Annotated in this window: 13 protein-coding genes and 1 pseudogene; 4 read left to right on the top strand and 10 right to left on the bottom strand. The window is 71.0% G+C overall.

The genetic code is table 11. The annotated features are described in order from the left end of the window. Nucleotides 1–52: 52 nt before the first annotated feature. From JIX56_RS35105 to JIX56_RS35095, 3 genes and pseudogenes are all read right to left on the bottom strand, one after another. Entirely contained in the window at nt 53–484 is a 432-nt protein-coding gene (locus JIX56_RS35105) for a DoxX family protein (protein ID WP_257546560.1), read from the bottom strand. A gap of 112 nt (nt 485–596) precedes the next feature. Next, nucleotides 597–1,278 (bottom strand): annotated as a pseudogene (locus JIX56_RS35100) (class I SAM-dependent methyltransferase). Between the two features lie 118 nt (nt 1,279–1,396). Continuing rightward, entirely contained in the window at nt 1,397–2,386 is a 990-nt protein-coding gene (locus tag JIX56_RS35095; RefSeq protein WP_257546559.1) for an acyltransferase domain-containing protein, read from the bottom strand. Between the two features lie 129 nt (nt 2,387–2,515). Between JIX56_RS35095 and JIX56_RS35090 the strand changes: the two genes are divergently transcribed. Then, nucleotides 2,516–2,794: a DUF6343 family protein gene (locus JIX56_RS35090; RefSeq protein WP_257546557.1), complete on the top strand. Its 279-nt coding sequence runs from the start codon at nt 2,516–2,518 to the stop codon at nt 2,792–2,794. Between the two features lie 24 nt (nt 2,795–2,818). On the opposite strand, the gene JIX56_RS35085 is transcribed toward JIX56_RS35090, so the two are convergent. The 4 genes from JIX56_RS35085 to rpsA form a co-directional block, all read right to left on the bottom strand. Beyond that, nucleotides 2,819–3,199 carry a tetratricopeptide repeat protein gene (locus JIX56_RS35085; protein ID WP_086747400.1) on the bottom strand — a complete coding sequence of 127 codons (381 nt, stop codon included), beginning with the start codon at nt 3,197–3,199 and terminating at the stop codon, nt 2,819–2,821. 49 nt (nt 3,200–3,248) lie between these two features. Then, nucleotides 3,249–3,878, bottom strand: a complete 630-nt coding sequence (gene coaE / locus JIX56_RS35080; RefSeq protein ID WP_257546555.1) for a dephospho-CoA kinase — start codon at nt 3,876–3,878, stop codon at nt 3,249–3,251. Nucleotides 3,879–3,994: 116 nt separating this feature from the next. Continuing rightward, nucleotides 3,995–4,933, bottom strand: coding sequence for a PAC2 family protein (locus JIX56_RS35075; RefSeq protein ID WP_257546553.1), 939 nt, complete (start codon nt 4,931–4,933; stop codon nt 3,995–3,997). A 247-nt stretch (nt 4,934–5,180) separates the two neighbouring features. Further along, on the bottom strand, nt 5,181–6,680 hold the full coding sequence (gene rpsA, locus JIX56_RS35070) for a 30S ribosomal protein S1 (RefSeq protein ID WP_257546551.1): 1,500 nt from the start codon (nt 6,678–6,680) through the stop codon (nt 5,181–5,183). A 318-nt stretch (nt 6,681–6,998) separates the two neighbouring features. On the opposite strand from rpsA, the gene JIX56_RS35065 reads away from it, so the two are divergent. Both JIX56_RS35065 and JIX56_RS35060 read left to right on the top strand, forming a co-directional pair. Then, nucleotides 6,999–7,916: a class I SAM-dependent methyltransferase gene (locus JIX56_RS35065; RefSeq protein WP_257546549.1), complete on the top strand. Its 918-nt coding sequence runs from the start codon at nt 6,999–7,001 to the stop codon at nt 7,914–7,916. A 94-nt stretch (nt 7,917–8,010) separates the two neighbouring features. Beyond that, nucleotides 8,011–10,629: an ATP-dependent RNA helicase gene (locus JIX56_RS35060; RefSeq protein ID WP_257546547.1), complete on the top strand. Its 2,619-nt coding sequence runs from the start codon at nt 8,011–8,013 to the stop codon at nt 10,627–10,629. Here JIX56_RS35060 and JIX56_RS35055 read toward each other — a convergent pair. From JIX56_RS35055 to JIX56_RS35045, 3 genes are all read right to left on the bottom strand, one after another. Further along, entirely contained in the window at nt 10,619–11,611 is a 993-nt protein-coding gene (locus tag JIX56_RS35055; protein ID WP_257546546.1) for a DUF3068 domain-containing protein, read from the bottom strand. The two genes, JIX56_RS35060 and JIX56_RS35055, sit on opposite strands and share 11 nt — an antisense overlap. Before the next feature lie 21 nt (nt 11,612–11,632). After that, nucleotides 11,633–11,767, bottom strand: coding sequence for an SPW_0924 family protein (locus tag JIX56_RS35050; protein ID WP_257546544.1), 135 nt, complete (start codon nt 11,765–11,767; stop codon nt 11,633–11,635). Between the two features lie 145 nt (nt 11,768–11,912). Beyond that, the gene (locus tag JIX56_RS35045) at nt 11,913–13,649 is read right to left on the bottom strand and encodes a lytic transglycosylase domain-containing protein (RefSeq protein ID WP_257546542.1); all 1,737 of its coding nucleotides are present in this window, start codon (nt 13,647–13,649) and stop codon (nt 11,913–11,915) included. Nucleotides 13,650–14,045: 396 nt separating this feature from the next. Here JIX56_RS35045 and JIX56_RS35040 point away from each other — a divergent pair, with 396 nt between their 5' ends. Then, a complete protein-coding gene (locus JIX56_RS35040; protein WP_257546540.1) occupies nt 14,046–14,897 on the top strand; it encodes a DUF4184 family protein in 852 nt (283 codons plus the stop codon). Nucleotides 14,898–15,387 lie beyond the last annotated feature (490 nt).

Here is a 15,387-nt window from a genome sequence, read left to right as displayed (position 1 = left end):
ACCACCGGGAAGCGCCTCGGCGATGCCCGCCGCACAGGCACAGCCGCAGCGGTCACGCCTCCCGTCGCACCAGCCGCACCAGTCCGGCCACGTCCTGGCGTCGCACCCAGGCGATCAGGGCGAGCGGAACGATCAGGATGAGCGGTGTGGCCGCGTACTCCCCGTCGAAGGCGGTGATCTGTGTGATGAACGCCCCCACCATCAGCGCGCTCAGCGACACCGCCGCGACCGAGGCCAGCGCGGGGATCAACAGCCCGATGGCACCCGCGAGTTCGAGCGCTCCGATGGTGTACATCCCCGCGCTGCCCCAGCCGAGCGTCTCGAAGGACTCGGCGGCCGACGGGTGCGCGATCAGCTTGGGCAGGGCGCTCGCGAACGCGTAGAACAGCGCGAGCACGATCTGCAGCGCGCGCAGCGAGATCCGTGCGCCCTTGCTGCGAGCGGTGCCTGTCATGACGACGCCGGAAGTGGTGGTCTCGGACATGGGGTCTCCTGTGTGAAGCAGTTCCGTATTGCTGTCACAGAGGTAGACCGGGCCACTTCCCCGAACTCATCGCTGCCGACCGGAAATCGGCGCCGACATTCCTGACTCCCCCTCACCTCACCGGCAGCACCTTGACCCAGATCCGGTCGTCCGTCAGATACCGGTCCACCCTGAGCCCCGCCTCCCCCAGCGCCTCCTCGAACTGCTCCTCGGTCAGCGGCCGTGCCCGGAACGTCTGGGTCCACTCGCCGTCCGGGAAGACGTACTCCGCGCGCACCGAGTCGACACCATCGCCTACCGGCTCGGCCGAGACGATGCGGATGGTGAAGCCTCGGGGGGGCGACCCGCTCCCGGGGCACGTTCGTGTGGTAGTCCTCCCCCTCGCGCTGGATCAGCACGAAGCCGTCGTCCGCGACATGCCGCAGACAGGTCGCGAGCATGCCGCGCCGCACCTCGGGATCCCCGGTATGGACGAGGAACGACGCGAGCAGCACCACGTCGAACTTCTCGCCCAGGTCGAGTCCCTCGATCGGGCCGCATATCGTGCGGGCCCCACGCACCCGCTCCAGCATCTCCGCCGACTCGTCGACGGCCGTCACGGTGAAGCCCCGCTCGATCAGGGGGTGGGTCATGCGGCCCACCCCACTGCCCAGTTCGAGAATGCGCGCACCCGCGGGCGCGACGCCCGCGATCACCTCCGGCTCGTCCCCCACCGGCAGCCTCGAGTACAGCTCGACCGCGCAGCCGTCCGGGGTGATCGCGCCGGGTCCGGTCCCCTCGTATCCCTCACGCATCTGAATGCTCATATCCGTCCAACGGCCGGGCGGACGTGGGCCGTTCCTCTCAAGGCTCACCCGATGGAGTGAACCTGCGTGTCCTCGAGTCAGTCGCGTCGGTCGTGTCGGTCGCACCTCACCACGCGAACCACCCGTGCCCGCTGTACCAGTGCCCACCGGCCCGCAGATGGTCGACCACGGTCCGCTCGAGACTCGTCCGGCGCGGCAGCGTCTCCACCGGCAGGTCCGGGTCCCCGAAGACGAAGCGAATCGGCAGCTCGTCCGCGGGTTCGCCGGTGCCGCAGGCAATCCGGAACCGCTCCTGGAACCGGACGATGTTGGAGTCCGCCGGCAGATACCGCTTCAGCTGCGGGTCGAGGAGCCAGGAGTGGCAGCAGCCCGCCATGTAGTGCTCCTCCGGGAAGTGACGCGCGAAGAAGTCGCGGGCCAGCCCCAGCGACCGGTCGCACGCCTTCGGGGTCAGGGGCCCCGCGTAGTCGGGTATGTGCAGGTCGAGGCAGGGATCTCCGGGCCGTAGCTCCAGACCCGCCGCCGCCAGCGCGACTCCCTCCCGTCCGCCCACCCGTGACCGCTGGTACTGCAGCCGGCCGAGTTGGAACAACTCCCCGTGGAAGTGCAGTGAGAACCAGGTCGGCGCCACCAGCCCGCCCACGCCGTACCGCCGACGGTGCAGCACCAGCCCGCGGCCGAGGTCCGCGAGGGCGCGCCGGGAGATGTCGTCGGGGATACCGCGCTCGCGGTGGTACGCGCGCACGGACGGCAGGGCCGCGACGAAGACGTACACATGGAAGTAGCGGCCGAGCGGGCCCGCCTCCAGAGGGAGCGGCAGGAGTCTCAGCCCTTTGCCGATCTTCCCCATGTCCCGGACGAGGCCGTCGACGCACCGCCCGAGCAGCCAGGTCGCGCTCTCGTCGTCCGCCAGTGTGCGGCGCAGGGCGATCAGGTCGTTGATGTCCTCGTACGGCACGGCGAGGTCCACCAGCACGTCGGGCAGGTCGTCGGCGTCCGGCAGCCGCGCCTCCGCCCCCGGGGCGTCCTCGCCCTCTTCCAGGCCCTTCAGCCAGTCGGTGAGTTTCTCGTCCGCTCGCACCGCGTCCAGCAGCACCGTCGCCTCCCCCGCACACCACATCGGTCTTCTGGAGAACGTACGGGCCGGAGAGTACGTTTCCGAGTAGGACGAGTAGGACGAGTACGACGAACAGGACAGGCAGGACGAACAGGAGCGGCGATCCCCATGCGTACCGGCAGCGAACCGAGGACAGCGCGCAGTGCCCTGCGGATGCGATTCTGGCTGAGCGTCTGGGGTCTGATCTGGGCGATCGCCGGGACAGCGGCCTTCGCTCTCGCCGGCCGCTCCGGCTGGGCCATCGCCTGCGGTGTGCTGTGCCTGATCGTCATGGTCGACCTGGCGGTGATCCTGCGCCACATCCGCCAGGGCCCGCACTACCAGCCGGGCCGCGACATCCCGCCGTACCAGCCGCCGTACCCGCCGCAGAGGCACCGCCACCCATAGGGGCGGCGAAGGCACCCGGGGCCGTCAGGAGTCGAAGCGTGCGGCTTCCAGGTACTGCGGGTTCGGGTCGAGGGCCGCAGCGAGCCGGAAGTGGCGTTTGGCCTGGTCGTCGCGGGCCTGGCGCTGATAGGTGCGGGCCAGGGCGAAGTGCGCGAACGCGTTGTCCGGCTCGCGCTCCAGGACGATCGTGAACTCCAGCTCGGCAGGCCGCAGTTGGGCCGCCGCGAAGAAGGCGCGGGCACGCAGCAGCCGGGCCGCCGTGTTCTCGGGGTGCTCGGCTATGACTCGGTCGAGCAACTTGACCGCGCCCCGCGGATCGCGCGCGGCGAGCAGCTGCTCGGCGGCGCGGAAGTCGATGACATGCGTCTCCGGGGTACGTCCGGTGGAACCGCTGGTCTCGGGCACGGCTGAGTCCTTCCCTTGCTGCGACGGTTCAACGCGCCCTGAGAGCCCGCTATTCCTGCGAGTGTTCGGATCGCTCCCGTGACGCGTGTGCCCGGTGCGTGAGGTCCGCCCAGACGTCCCGCACCCGTCGCCGCAGGTCTTCCAGGGGTACGTCGTTGTCGATGACGATGTCCGCGATCTCCAGGCGCTTTTCGCGGGTCGCCTGGGCGGCCATGCGCGCGCGAGCGTCCTCCTCCGTCATGCCGCGCAGGCGGACGAGACGGTCGAGCTGGGTCTCGGGGGCCGCGTCCACGACGACCACCAGGTCGTACAGCGGGGCGAGGCCGTTCTCGGTGAGCAGGGGGACGTCATGGATGACGACGGCGTCCTCGGCGGCGGAGTTCTCCAGCTCTCTGGAGCGGGCCCCCACCAGGGGGTGCACGATCGCGTTCAACGCGGCGAGCTTGGCCGGGTCCGCGAACACTATGGAGCCCAGCTTGGGGCGGTCCAGGCCGCCGTCCGGCGCGAGCACGTCCTCGCCGAAGGTCTCGACGACCGCCGCGAGGCCGGGGGTGCCGGGGGCGACGACCTCGCGGGCGATCCGGTCCGCGTCGATCAGCACGGCGCCGTGCTCCACGAGCAGCCGCGACACCTCACTCTTGCCGGCGCCGATACCGCCGGTGAGACCCACTTTCAGCATGCCCGGCAGCTTAGGCCCTGCCACTGACACAGCTGTGGGAGGCCCCGATGCCCGGGGCCTCCCACAGCTCTGAGATCAGGGCCTCCCCCAGCTGCGGAGGCGGGCTCGGCGGAGGTTCAGCCCTCGCCCTCCCGCTCCGCCAGGAACTTCTCGAACTCACGCCCGATCTCGTCCGCGGACGGGATCTCGACGGGCTCGGCGAGCATGTTGCCCCGCGTCTCGGCGCCCGCCGCGGCGTCGTACTGGTGCTCGAGGCCCTGTACGAGGGCGACCAGTTCCTCGTCGCCCTCCCGGATCTGCCGGTCGATCTCGGTCTGCGTGCGGTGCGCCTCCGTGCGCAGGGCGTGCGCGACGGACGGCAGCACCAGACCGGTGGCGGCCGTGACAGCCTCCAGGACGGTCAGGGCGGCGTCCGGGTAGGGGGAGCGGGCGATGTAGTGCGGCACGTGCGCGGCGACGCCCAGCACGTCGTGCCCCGCCTCCATGAGGCGGTACTCCAGGAGCGACTCGGCGCTTCCGGGCACCTGGGCCTCCTCGAAGGGGCTGCGGTGTCCGGGCACCAGCTCGGCCCGGTTGCCGTGCGGGGTGAGGCCGACCGGGCGGGTGTGCGGGACGCCCATGGGGATGCCGTGGAAGTTCACCGAGAGGCGCACGCCGAGCCGCTCCACGATCTGCTGGACGGCGACCGCGAAGCGCTCCCACTCCACGTCCGGCTCGGGGCCCGACAGCAGCAGGAAGGGTGCTCCGGTGGCGTCCTGGACGAGCCGGACGTCCAGCGTCGGCTCCTCGTAGTCGGTCCAGCGGTCGCGCTTGAACGTCAGTAGCGGGCGCCGCGCCCGGTAGTCCACGAGCCGGTCGTGGTCGAAGCGGGCCACGACCTGGTGGGGCAGTGAGCCGAGGAGCCGGTCGACGATCTGGTCGCCCGTCTCACCCGCGTCGATGTATCCGTCGAAGTGGTAGAGCATGACAAGTCCCGCCGACTCCTGGGCGAGCGCCATGTCGACGACGGCCAGGCCCTTCGGCTCCCATGCGTACAAACCCTGCGGATCAAGCACTGTGACCGCTCCTCCTCGTGTTCGTACTCCCCAACGCGGGACGGGGGCCCGGCATTCCCGGAAACCCTTCCACGACTGCGGTTCGCGGACTCGAACGCGCCGTGCTGCCAGGCGACGGTGCAGCTGAGCCAGTCGCCGGCGAAGTGGACGCGCCCGGTGGGCTCGTTGAATGAACGCACTGTGGGCCCGCACCCCGGAAGGGGTGCGGGCCCACAACAGCTATCGGCTAACCCTCAGCCGTGAGCGTTCAGCTCTGGCCACCCGCCAGCTTCTCGCGAAGCGCGGCGAGCGCCTCGTCCGAGGCCAGGGCACCAGAGGTGTCCGCGCCCTCGGAGGAGTACGAGCCACCGCCGCCCGCGGCCGGAGCCGCACCCGCGGTGTCGCCGCCCTCGGCCGCGGCAGCGGCGTCGGCCTCGCGGGACTTGATGACCTGCTGCTGGTGCTGCTCGAAGCGGGTCTGCGCCTCGGCGTACTGGCGCTCCCACTCCTCGCGCTGCTTCTCGTAGCCCTCGAGCCAGTCGTTGGTCTCGGGGTCGAAGCCCTCGGGGTAGATGTAGTTGCCCTGGTCGTCGTACGACGCGGCCATGCCGTACAGCGTCGGGTCGAACTCCACCGAGGCCGGGTCGGCACCGAAGGACTCGTTGGCCTGCTTCAGCGAGAGGCTGATGCGACGACGCTCGAGGTCGATGTCGATGACCTTGACGAAGATCTCGTCGTTGACCTGGACGACCTGCTCCGGGATCTCCACGTGGCGCTCGGCCAGCTCGGAGATGTGGACCAGACCCTCGATGCCCTCGTCCACGCGGACGAACGCACCGAACGGAACCAGCTTGGTGACCTTACCCGGGACGACCTGACCGATCTGGTGGGTCCGGGCGAACTGCTGCCACGGGTCTTCCTGGGTCGCCTTCAGCGACAGGGAGACACGCTCGCGGTCCATGTCGACGTCGAGGACCTCGACGGTGACTTCCTGGCCGACCTCGACGACCTCGGAGGGGTGGTCGATGTGCTTCCAGGACAGCTCGGAGACGTGGACCAGACCGTCGACGCCACCCAGGTCCACGAAGGCACCGAAGTTGACGATCGAGGAGACGACGCCGGAACGGACCTGACCCTTCTGGAGGGTCGTGAGGAACGTCTGGCGGACCTCGGACTGGGTCTGCTCCAGCCAGGCACGGCGGGACAGGACCACGTTGTTGCGGTTCTTGTCCAGCTCGATGATCTTGGCCTCGAGCTCCTTGCCCACGTAGGGCTGGAGGTCGCGGACACGGCGCATCTCGACGAGGGAGGCCGGCAGGAAGCCACGGAGGCCGATGTCGAGGATGAGACCACCCTTGACGACCTCGATGACGGTACCGGTGACGATGCCGTCCTCTTCCTTGATCTTCTCGATGGTGCCCCAGGCGCGCTCGTACTGGGCGCGCTTCTTCGAGAGGATCAGGCGGCCTTCCTTGTCCTCCTTCTGGAGAACAAGGGCTTCGATCTCGTCACCGACGGCGACGACCTCGTTGGGGTCGACGTCGTGCTTGATCGAGAGCTCGCGGCTCGGGATGACACCTTCGGTCTTGTAACCGATGTCGAGGAGAACCTCGTCCCGGTCAACCTTGACGATGACGCCGTCGACGATGTCGCCATCGTTGAAGTACTTGATCGTCTCGTCGATAGCGGCGAGGAATGCTTCCTCGTTACCGATGTCGTTGACCGCAACCTGCGGGGTGGTGGCGGTGGTCTCGGTGCTGCTCGTCATGTGGGAAAGGGCTCCGGTACGGACATTGAAGTCGTAGGTACTGCTACGCCGGGAGCCCGTATCGCTCTGAAGAAGCCGGACAGCCAAGGAAGCGCCACACCAGCGAAAAGCCGGTGGCGCCTCGAAAACCGAGGGGACATACGACAGATGCGAGCGCAGCCTGCTACGTCTGAGGTGCGCAGGCCCGCAGCGCAACTTGTAGCATACGGGGGCAGCCAGGCAGGGTCAATGCGCGAAGGCGCACACCCGGGGCGGATCGCCTCATACCCGGCACAAAACCTGTCCCAGGAGGCCACGCGGGCCTGAGACACCCCATGCGTGTCACCGCCGGAGCGGGTCTCGCCACGCAGGTTACGGAAGAGTACGACGAGGGAGCCGATCATCCAAGAGCCCGATGTCCACGAAGCCGCCGAGGCCCGAGGGGCCACCGGTTCCGTCGAGGCCGCCGAAGCGGAGGCCACCCGGCGCGAGGCCGGGATGACGGAGAGTTCCCGGGCCAACCGGGGCTGGTGGGACCGCAACGCGGACGAGTACCAGATCGAGCACGGCACGTTTCTCGGCGACGACCGTTTCGTGTGGGGCCCCGAGGGGCTCGACGAGGTCGAGGCGGAGCTGCTGGGGCCGCCGGAGGAGCTGAAGGGCAAGGATGTCCTGGAGATCGGCGCCGGCGCCGCGCAGTGCGCGCGCTGGCTGGCCGCCCAGGGGGCCCGCCCGGTCGCCCTGGACCTCTCCCACCGCCAGCTCCAGCACGCCCTGCGGATCGGCGGATCGTTCCCTCTGGTGTGCGCCGACGCCGGCGACCTGCCCTTCGCGGACGCCTCCTTCGACCTGGCGTGCTCGGCGTACGGGGCGCTGCCCTTCGTCGCCGATCCCGTGCGGGTGCTGCGGGAGGTCCGCCGGGTCCTGCGCCCCGGCGGCCGTTTCGTCTTCTCGGTGACCCATCCGATCCGCTGGGCCTTCCCCGACGAGCCCGGCCCGGAGGGCCTGTCCGTCTCCGGTTCCTACTTCGACCGCACGCCGTACGTCGAGCAGGACGAGAAAGGGCGAGCCGTGTACGTCGAGCACCACCGGACGGTCGGCGACCGCGTCCGGGACATCGTCGCGGCGGACCTGAGGCTGGTCGACCTGGTCGAGCCGGAGTGGCCCGCCTGGAACACCTCCGAGTGGGGCGGCTGGTCGCCGCTGCGCGGGAACCTGATCCCGGGGACGGCGATCTTCGTGTGCGAGCGGGGCTGAGGCGGGAACGGGACCGAGCCGGGCGACAAGAGGGCGACGAGAAAGAGGCACGCGCGCGTAGAGGGCGTTTTCGGGGGCGTACGACACTAGGGGCGTGATCCGTTACGACGCCCTGGACGCGCTGCCCGTACGCGCCGCCCTGCCCGGTCTGGACGATGCCCTGGAGGGGCATGGCACCGCCGTCCTCGTCGCGCCGCCCGGGACCGGGAAGACGACGCTGGTGCCGTTGGCCCTGGCGGGGCTGCTGGGCGGCGGGCCCGCACGGCGGGTGGTCGTCGCCGAGCCGCGGCGGATCGCGGCGCGGGCGGCGGCGCGGCGGATGGCGTGGCTGCTGGGCGAGAAGGTCGGCGGGAGCGTCGGCTACACCGTGCGCGGCGAGCGGGTCGTCGGACGGCACGCGCGCGTGGAGGTCGTCACGACCGGTGTACTGCTGCAACGGTTGCAGCGGGACCAGGAGCTGCCCGGCATCGATGTCGTCGTGCTCGACGAGTGCCATGAGCGGCATCTGGACGCGGACACGGTGGCGGCGTTCCTGCTCGATGTGCGTGAGGCGCTGCGGCCCGAGCTGCGGCTGCTGGCGGCGTCGGCGACGACGGACGCGGAGGGCTGGGCGCGGCTGCTGGGCGGGGCGCCCGTGGTCGCGGCGGAGGGGGTGTCGTACCCCGTCGAGGTGGTGTGGGCGCCGCCGGTCCGTCCGGTACGGCCGCCGCACGGGATGCGGGTGGACCCGGCGCTGCTGACGCATGTGGCGTCGGTGGTGCGGCGGGCGCTGGCCGAGCGGCAGGGGGACGTTCTCTGTTTCCTGCCGGGCGTGGGCGAGATCGCGCGCGTGGCCGGGCAGCTGGGCGGTCTCGGTGACGTGGAGGTGCTCCAGGTGCACGGGCGGGCGCCGGCCGCCGTGCAGGATGCGGTGCTGGCGGGCGGGGAACGGCGCCGGGTGATCCTCGCGACCTCGGTGGCCGAGTCCTCGCTGACGGTGCCCGGGGTGCGGGTGGTCGTCGACTCCGGGCTCGCGCGGGAGCCGCGTGTCGACCACGCGCGCGGGCTGAGCGCGCTGACGACGGTACGGGCGTCGCAGGCGGCCGGGCGGCAACGGGCCGGGCGGGCCGGGCGCGAGGCCCCCGGGGCGGTCTACCGGTGCTGGGCGGAGGCCGAGGACGCCCGTCTGCCGCGCTTTCCCGCGCCGGAGATCAAGGTGGCCGACCTGACCGCGTTCGCCCTCCAGGCGGCCTGCTGGGGCGACCCGGACGCCTCCGGACTCGCCCTCCTGGACCCACCGCCGGGCGGGGCGATGGCGGCGGCCCGGACCGTCCTCTCCGCGATCGGCGCGATCGGCTCCGCCGGGCACGCCACGGAACGCGGTGTACGCATGTCCCGCCTCGGCCTGCACCCTCGCCTGGCCCGCGCCCTCCTCGACGCGACACCCCTCGTAGGACCCGAGCGCGCGGCGGAGGTCGTCGCACTGCTGAGCGAGGAGCCCCCACGCGAGTACGGCGACGACCTCACCGCCGCGCTACGAGCCGCCCGGCGCGGCGGCGACGCCTACGCGAGCCGCTGGCGCACCGAGGTCCGGCGCCTGCGAGCCGCATCGCCGCCCGCACCTGCGGCGCGTCCCCTCGACTCCCTACCGGGCGGACCGAGCGCCGATGCTCCGGGGAGCGGCGGGGAAACCGACGAGCAGGACGAAACAGGGCGCGCCGCCACCAGCCGCGTCGGCTCGGATCACCGCGCTGCCGCCGGAGACGACCGGGTTGTCGGGGTTGTGGTGGCGCTTGCGTTTCCTGAGCGGGTGGCCAAGAGGAGCGGGGGGTCGTATCTCATGGTTTCCGGGACTCGGGCCGAGGTGGGGAAAGGGTCCGGGCTGGGGGGTGCCGAGTGGGTGGCCGTGGCTGTGGCTGATCGGGGTGTGGGGGCCGGGCATGCGCGGGTGCGGCTGGGGGTCGCGATCGACGAGGGGGTTGCTCGGGAGGCGGCCGGGGCGCTGTACAGCCGGGGGGAGGAAGTCGGCTGGCGGGAGGGGGATGTCGTCGCTCGGCGGGTGGAGCGGTTGGGGGCCGTGGAGTTGGCGGTGCGGCCGTTGAGGCAAGCGGCGCCCGGGCTCGTACGGGAGGCGCTTGTCGAAGGGCTGCGGGTCGAGGGGCTCGGGCTGTTGCGGTGGTCGAAGGATGCGGAGGGGTTGCGGGAGCGGATCGCGTTCCTGCGGGAGCGGGTCGGGGAGCCCTGGCCCGATGTTTCCGACGACGCGCTCCACGCGCGCGTGGAGGAGTGGTTGGAGCCCGAGTTGAGCCGGGCCCGGCGGCGGGCGGATCTGGGGCGGATCGACGCCGGGGAGGCGCTCAAGAGGTTGTTGCCGTGGGCCACGGGGGACGCCGTACGGCTGGACGAGCTCGCGCCGGAGCGGATCGAGGTGCCGAGCGGGTCCCGGATCCGGGTGGACTACGCGCGGCCCGAGCAGCCGGTGCTGGCGGTGAAGTTGCAGGAGATGTTCGGGTTGCGGGAGTCGCCCGTGCTGGCCGGTGTGCCCGTGTTGGTGCATCTGCTGTCCCCCGCCGGGCGGCCCGCCGCCGTGACCGCCGATCTCGCCTCGTTCTGGCGGGACGGGTACAAGGCCGTACGGGCGGAGTTGCGGGGGCGGTATCCCAAGCATCCGTGGCCGGAGGACCCGGCGACGGCCGAGCCGACCCGGTACACGAACGCGCGGCTCAGGCGGTGACCGGCTCGGGCGCCGGGGGTTTGCTGGACTCCGGTTCGCCGGGCCTGCGGCCACGGGCCTCGACGTACAGGGAGAAGGCGAGGAGCAGGAGTCCCAGACCCAGGAAACCCCAGGGCAGGTAGGAGGTCAGCAGGAGGACGAGGACACGCTGGGACTTGACGAGGTCGACGGTGTGTTCGATGTAGTCCTCGCGCATCTTCACGTGGCCGGCGAACGCGGTCACCTTCTCCCGGTCGCCCAGGAGCGTGCCGCCGCGGAGTTCCTCCTTGTGGATCTCCTCGCCGTAGACGGGCGCGCCGGTGACGGGTTCGACCCAGAACCTGCGGACCGTGGTGTACCAGCGGGTCGTGCCCGTCTCGGCGACCGTCTCCCGGGTGATGCCCTCGACGGGCATGGTCCGGGGGAAGGGGACCTTGGTCCAGGGGATGGTCTGTTCGAAGTAGTGGACCTCCACGCCCCGGAAGTCCTGGGTGCCCTTGTAGTGGATGGGGGCCGTGATCCGGGCCTGGGCGTCGAAGTACTCGTAGTCCCTCTTCTCCGTGAGGAAGGGCCACTTGAATTCCAGACCCTCCCGCTTCACGGGGTCGCCGTCGACCATCTCGCCCTTGGCGTGGACGGGTTCCTGCGTGTGGGCGTCGAAGATGTACCGCTCGGGGATCCTGGAGACCATCTCGCCGTCCGGGCCCTGGACGTACGACAGGCCGTCCCAGACGACGACGTCCCGGTCGGTGTTCTTCTCGATCTCCTCGGAGGCCTCCACGTTGCCCTTGAGGGTCTGCACGATGGTGACCTTCGGGACCGTCCGCTCGGTCATCGTGCCGTAGTCGAGGAGGGTGGCGTCCTTCGCCTCCAGGACCATGTCCTGGTACTGGTTCGCCGGGATCTTGGCCAGGTTCGGGAAGACGTACCAGCGCAGCAGTGGGGACAGCGCCGTGCAGAACACGGCGAGCGTGAGCAGGATCAGGCCGGCCCTACGGCGCATCGCGGCCTCCCTCCCGGGCGGTTACGGGTGTGCGGGCACCGTCGTCAGCAACGGTTTGGGTGAGGTCTCACCCGTGGGTGAGCCCCACGTCGTGATCGTGAACGCCAGGACGAAGGCGAGGGCCAGACCGGTCGCGGCGGCGATCAGGGCGCGCATACGGACCTCCCTACCGACGGAGACACAAACTGATACTTCGTCAGGTCCGGCACCGTAGCAACGGTCGGGCGAGATGAGAACAGGTCGCGCACACAGCTGCGGCGCCCCTCCCGGAAGAGGGGCGCCGCAGGTGTCGCACGAAGGGCTACGCGCTGGGGCTCGGCGTCGCCGGCTCGGTCGTCGTCTGGGCCGCCGCCTCCACCTTCAGTTCGACCGTGAGCGTCGCGCCGCCCTCGGTCTCGATGCGGAGCAGGAACGTGCCGGTGGTGTCGTCCGAGTAGAGCTTCGGCAGCTTGAGCAGGCCGTTCTCGTCCGTCTCCAGGGCCGTCAGGGTGCGTACGGGCTTGCCCTCGGCGTCCTTGAAGTAGGGGCCCTTGTCGTTCTCGGTGACGTCGAGGAGCGACTTGATGAGGGTCGCCTCGACCGCCACCTTGTCCGCGACCTCGCCCCGGTAGGTGGCCTTGACCTCGACCTGCTCGGCGAACTCGCCGTTCGGGACGCAGGTCAGCGCGGTGGTGCTCGTCCGGGCGAGGGCGTCGGCCTGGCGGGCGGTGACGGTCGCCTTGTAGTCGAGGGCGGTCACGGAACGGCCCACGACGGTGGCACGGACCGTGATGTCGCCGGTCTTCTCGCCGGCCACGAGCGCGGGCGCGGTGGCCTTGCCGGTGCTGTCGGTGACGATCGTCGCGACGTTCTCGCCGCCGGTGAAGGTGGTGTCCGTGTCGCCGACGATGGTGAAGCGGACCCGGACCTTCGCCACGGCCTGGCCCGCCTTGGTCTCGGTGCGGGCGACGAGCTTGTCGGCGAAGGTGTCGCCGGCCATGGCCGTGAAGGTCGACGCGCCCGCGTTCTCCACGTGGTGCACCGTGTCGGTGGGCGTCTCGGGCGGCGTGGTGGTGGGCGGCGCCGGGGTGTTCGTACCGTCGCCGTCCGGCTCGCCGGGGTCCGGCTTATCCGGGTTCTCCGGCTTGTCCGTCTTCGGCGGCTTCGGGCTCGGCGTGGAGTCGTCGGCGCCGCCGCTGCCGCTGCCGCTGCCCGTGCTGTCGCCGTTGCCGTTGCCGTTGCCGCTGGGCGTCTCGGGCAGGGAGCCGGTGCCGTCCGGGATCTCGTGGGCACCCTTGCGGTAGTACTCCAGCCACGACATGACGGTGTTGTAGTACGCCGTCGAGTTGTTGTAGCTGAGGATCGCGCTGCGCAGGTTCCCGTCGTTGGACAGGTCCCAGTCGAAGCGGCACAGGTAGTGGCCGGCGGCGAGTGCGGCGTCGTAGATGTTGTTGGGGTCCTTGGCGCCGTCGTCGTTGCCGTCGCGGCCCGCCCACTCCCAGGTGGAGGGGATGAACTGCATGGGGCCGACCGCCCGGTCGTGCGTGCTGTCGCCGTCGTACGCGCCGTTGTCGGTGTCGCTGATGTTCGCGAAGCCGTTGCCGTTGAGCTGGGGGCCGAGGATCTTGCCGATCGTCGTGCCGCCGGCGTCGACGCGGCCGCCGCGGGCCTGACCGGACTCCACCTTGCCGATGGCGGCGAGGAGTTGCCAGGGCAGATTGCAGCCGGGCTTGGAGTCGCGCAGGGACGCCTCGGCCTTCTTGTAGGCGTCGAGGACGGTCGCGGGTATGCCGGCGGTCGTGCCCGAGGTGTCGCCCGTGCCCGGCGTCGGGGTGGGGCTGTCGAGGGGCGGAAGGTCCGTGTAGTACTGCGAGTTGCCCGACGCCGTGTCATCGGCCTGGGGGGTCGCGTCCGGCGAGGGCGCACCGGCCGTCTGTCTGCCCGCGCTGTCGGTGGTCACTCCCGGGGCCTGGGACGCGGCCAGTGCCGCCACCGTGGCCGCGGCCAGAGCGGTGGTCGCCGCTCCCTTGCGGAGCCTCAAACCGAACTGCGCCGCCATTGAGTGAACCCCTCCCCGGTGGTCGATCGCCTTGGCGTTCTTCCCGTTTACTGCTGTCTCGGGTTACCGCTGTCCCCGGCATTTGCCGGTACTGCCGGACCGGCTTCCCCGCTCGGGTACACCGACTCCGGAGTTCCGGTTTTGGTTGCCCGGTTCCGGCATTCCGTTTCCCGGATTCCCGGTGACCACCACGCGCACCGGCGCGGCGACCCAGGCGACCCTACGACAACTTCCGTCGCCCGGACACCCGTTCGTGCCCGATTTTCACCGATTGGCCTTCTCGGTTTCCCTGTCGGTCGGGCGGCGGTGGGGTGCTTGTGTACAAGTCGCGCATACTGACGACCAGTCCTCGCCGGGCCCGACCCGCCCGGCCAAAGTCCGTCACAGGGGGACGACTTGCCCTTCACGCTCAGCCATGCGGCCGCCGTACTGCCCGCCCTGCGGGGGAACGGGACCGCGCGCGGGCCGCTGGTGCCCTCGGTGCTCGTCGCCGGTTCGTTCGCGCCCGACATGACCTACTACCTGGCGAGTGTGCTGCCCGAGGCCATGGAGTTCGGCGATGTCACGCACTCCTTCGCCGGGGTCTTCACCGTCGATGTCCTCGTCACCTGGGCGCTGGTGGGGTTGTGGCTGGTGCTCCGTGAACCGCTGGTCGCGTTGGTGCCGCCGGGGCGGCAGGGGCGGGTGGCCGCGCTGGTGCGCTGCGGGGCGGGAACACGGCGGTTCGGTCCCTCGCTCGCCCTGTGGTGGTACGTCTCCGCCGCCCTCGGCTCGCTGACCCATGTCGTCTGGGACGCGTTCACGCATCTTGACCGGTGGGGGATGCGGCTGTTCCCCGTCCTCGGCGAGGAGATCGCGGGCTCACCGCTCTACTGGTACTTCCAGTACGTCGGCTCCGCGGTCGCGGCGGTCGTGATCGCCGTCTTCGTCACGCTGGCCCTGCGCCGGCAGCCGGCGGCCCCGCCCGTGGGCGTGCCGGTGCTCTCCTCGGCCGACCGGTGGGTGGCGGGCGCCGTCATCGGGGGCTGCGCGCTGGTCGCGGCGGTGCAGCGGGTGGCCCTCTGGTGGGCGCACCGGGGATCGGTCGCCAAGCCGTACGAGGTGATCCCGACCGTGTGCTTCGGGGCGGGCGCCGGGCTTGTGCTCGGTGTGGTCCTCTACGGCGTGGGTGTCAGGGTGTGGCGCCCGGCTCCTTCCGCTTCGGAGCCCACCGTCGACGCGGCGGCGGACAGCTCGGTCCCCCGCTGAGTACGGGGCGCCGCGTGGGTACTCCGCTGGGGATGCGGGGCCTGGCGGCGCGGGACGCGTACGGCGGTACGTGTCCCAGGAGGGCCGAAACGGGGTGGGTCAGCGCCCAGGGGTAGAGGCTGTGCGGCCGTCGGACGCGGGTGCGCCCCCAGGGGAGGCGGGGATGCGCCCGGGTGAGCCGGGTTCGCACCCCTGACAGGCGGGTGGCAGCTGTCGCGGTACGGCGGCGGAGCGTGCGTATGCCCATGCGGGCATCCTTACGGCTGCGCTTCGCCGGGGGCGCGCTGGTGAGGGCCATGTGGGTGACGGAGGGGAGACGGGGTTGCGGCGGGATAGCTGGGGGTGACCGTGGGCTCGGCACCGCCGGAAACCGACGTAATGGTTGCTCGCCGTCGCGGGGGATTTTTGTGAGCGGCGGGGAAAAATCAGCGCCCAACCTGGTGGGCGGGGCCCAGCCGGTGGGAAAGGCCCGGCCGGTGGGGCCCGGCGC

It is taken from the genome of Streptomyces sp. CA-210063 (assembly GCF_024612015.1).
In the GTDB taxonomy this organism is placed as follows: Bacteria; Actinomycetota; Actinomycetes; order Streptomycetales; family Streptomycetaceae; genus Streptomyces.
The sequence above is the reverse complement of the archived record's forward strand: the minus strand, read 5'-3'. Positions and strand labels throughout refer to the sequence as shown.

What these genes read in the sequence shown, in the direction of transcription:
- JIX56_RS35105 (WP_257546560.1), bottom strand. Translation starts at nt 484, where the DNA reads ATGTCCGAGACCACCACTTCCGGCGTCGTCATGACAGGCACCGCTCGC.
- JIX56_RS35090 (WP_257546557.1), top strand. Translation starts at nt 2,516, where the DNA reads ATGCGTACCGGCAGCGAACCGAGGACAGCGCGCAGTGCCCTGCGGATG.
- coaE (WP_257546555.1), bottom strand. Translation starts at nt 3,878, where the DNA reads ATGCTGAAAGTGGGTCTCACCGGCGGTATCGGCGCCGGCAAGAGTGAG.
- rpsA (WP_257546551.1), bottom strand. Translation starts at nt 6,680, where the DNA reads ATGACGAGCAGCACCGAGACCACCGCCACCACCCCGCAGGTTGCGGTC.
- JIX56_RS35055 (WP_257546546.1), bottom strand. Translation starts at nt 11,611, where the DNA reads ATGCGCCGTAGGGCCGGCCTGATCCTGCTCACGCTCGCCGTGTTCTGC.
- JIX56_RS35050 (WP_257546544.1), bottom strand. Translation starts at nt 11,767, where the DNA reads ATGCGCGCCCTGATCGCCGCCGCGACCGGTCTGGCCCTCGCCTTCGTC.
- JIX56_RS35045 (WP_257546542.1), bottom strand. Translation starts at nt 13,649, where the DNA reads ATGGCGGCGCAGTTCGGTTTGAGGCTCCGCAAGGGAGCGGCGACCACC.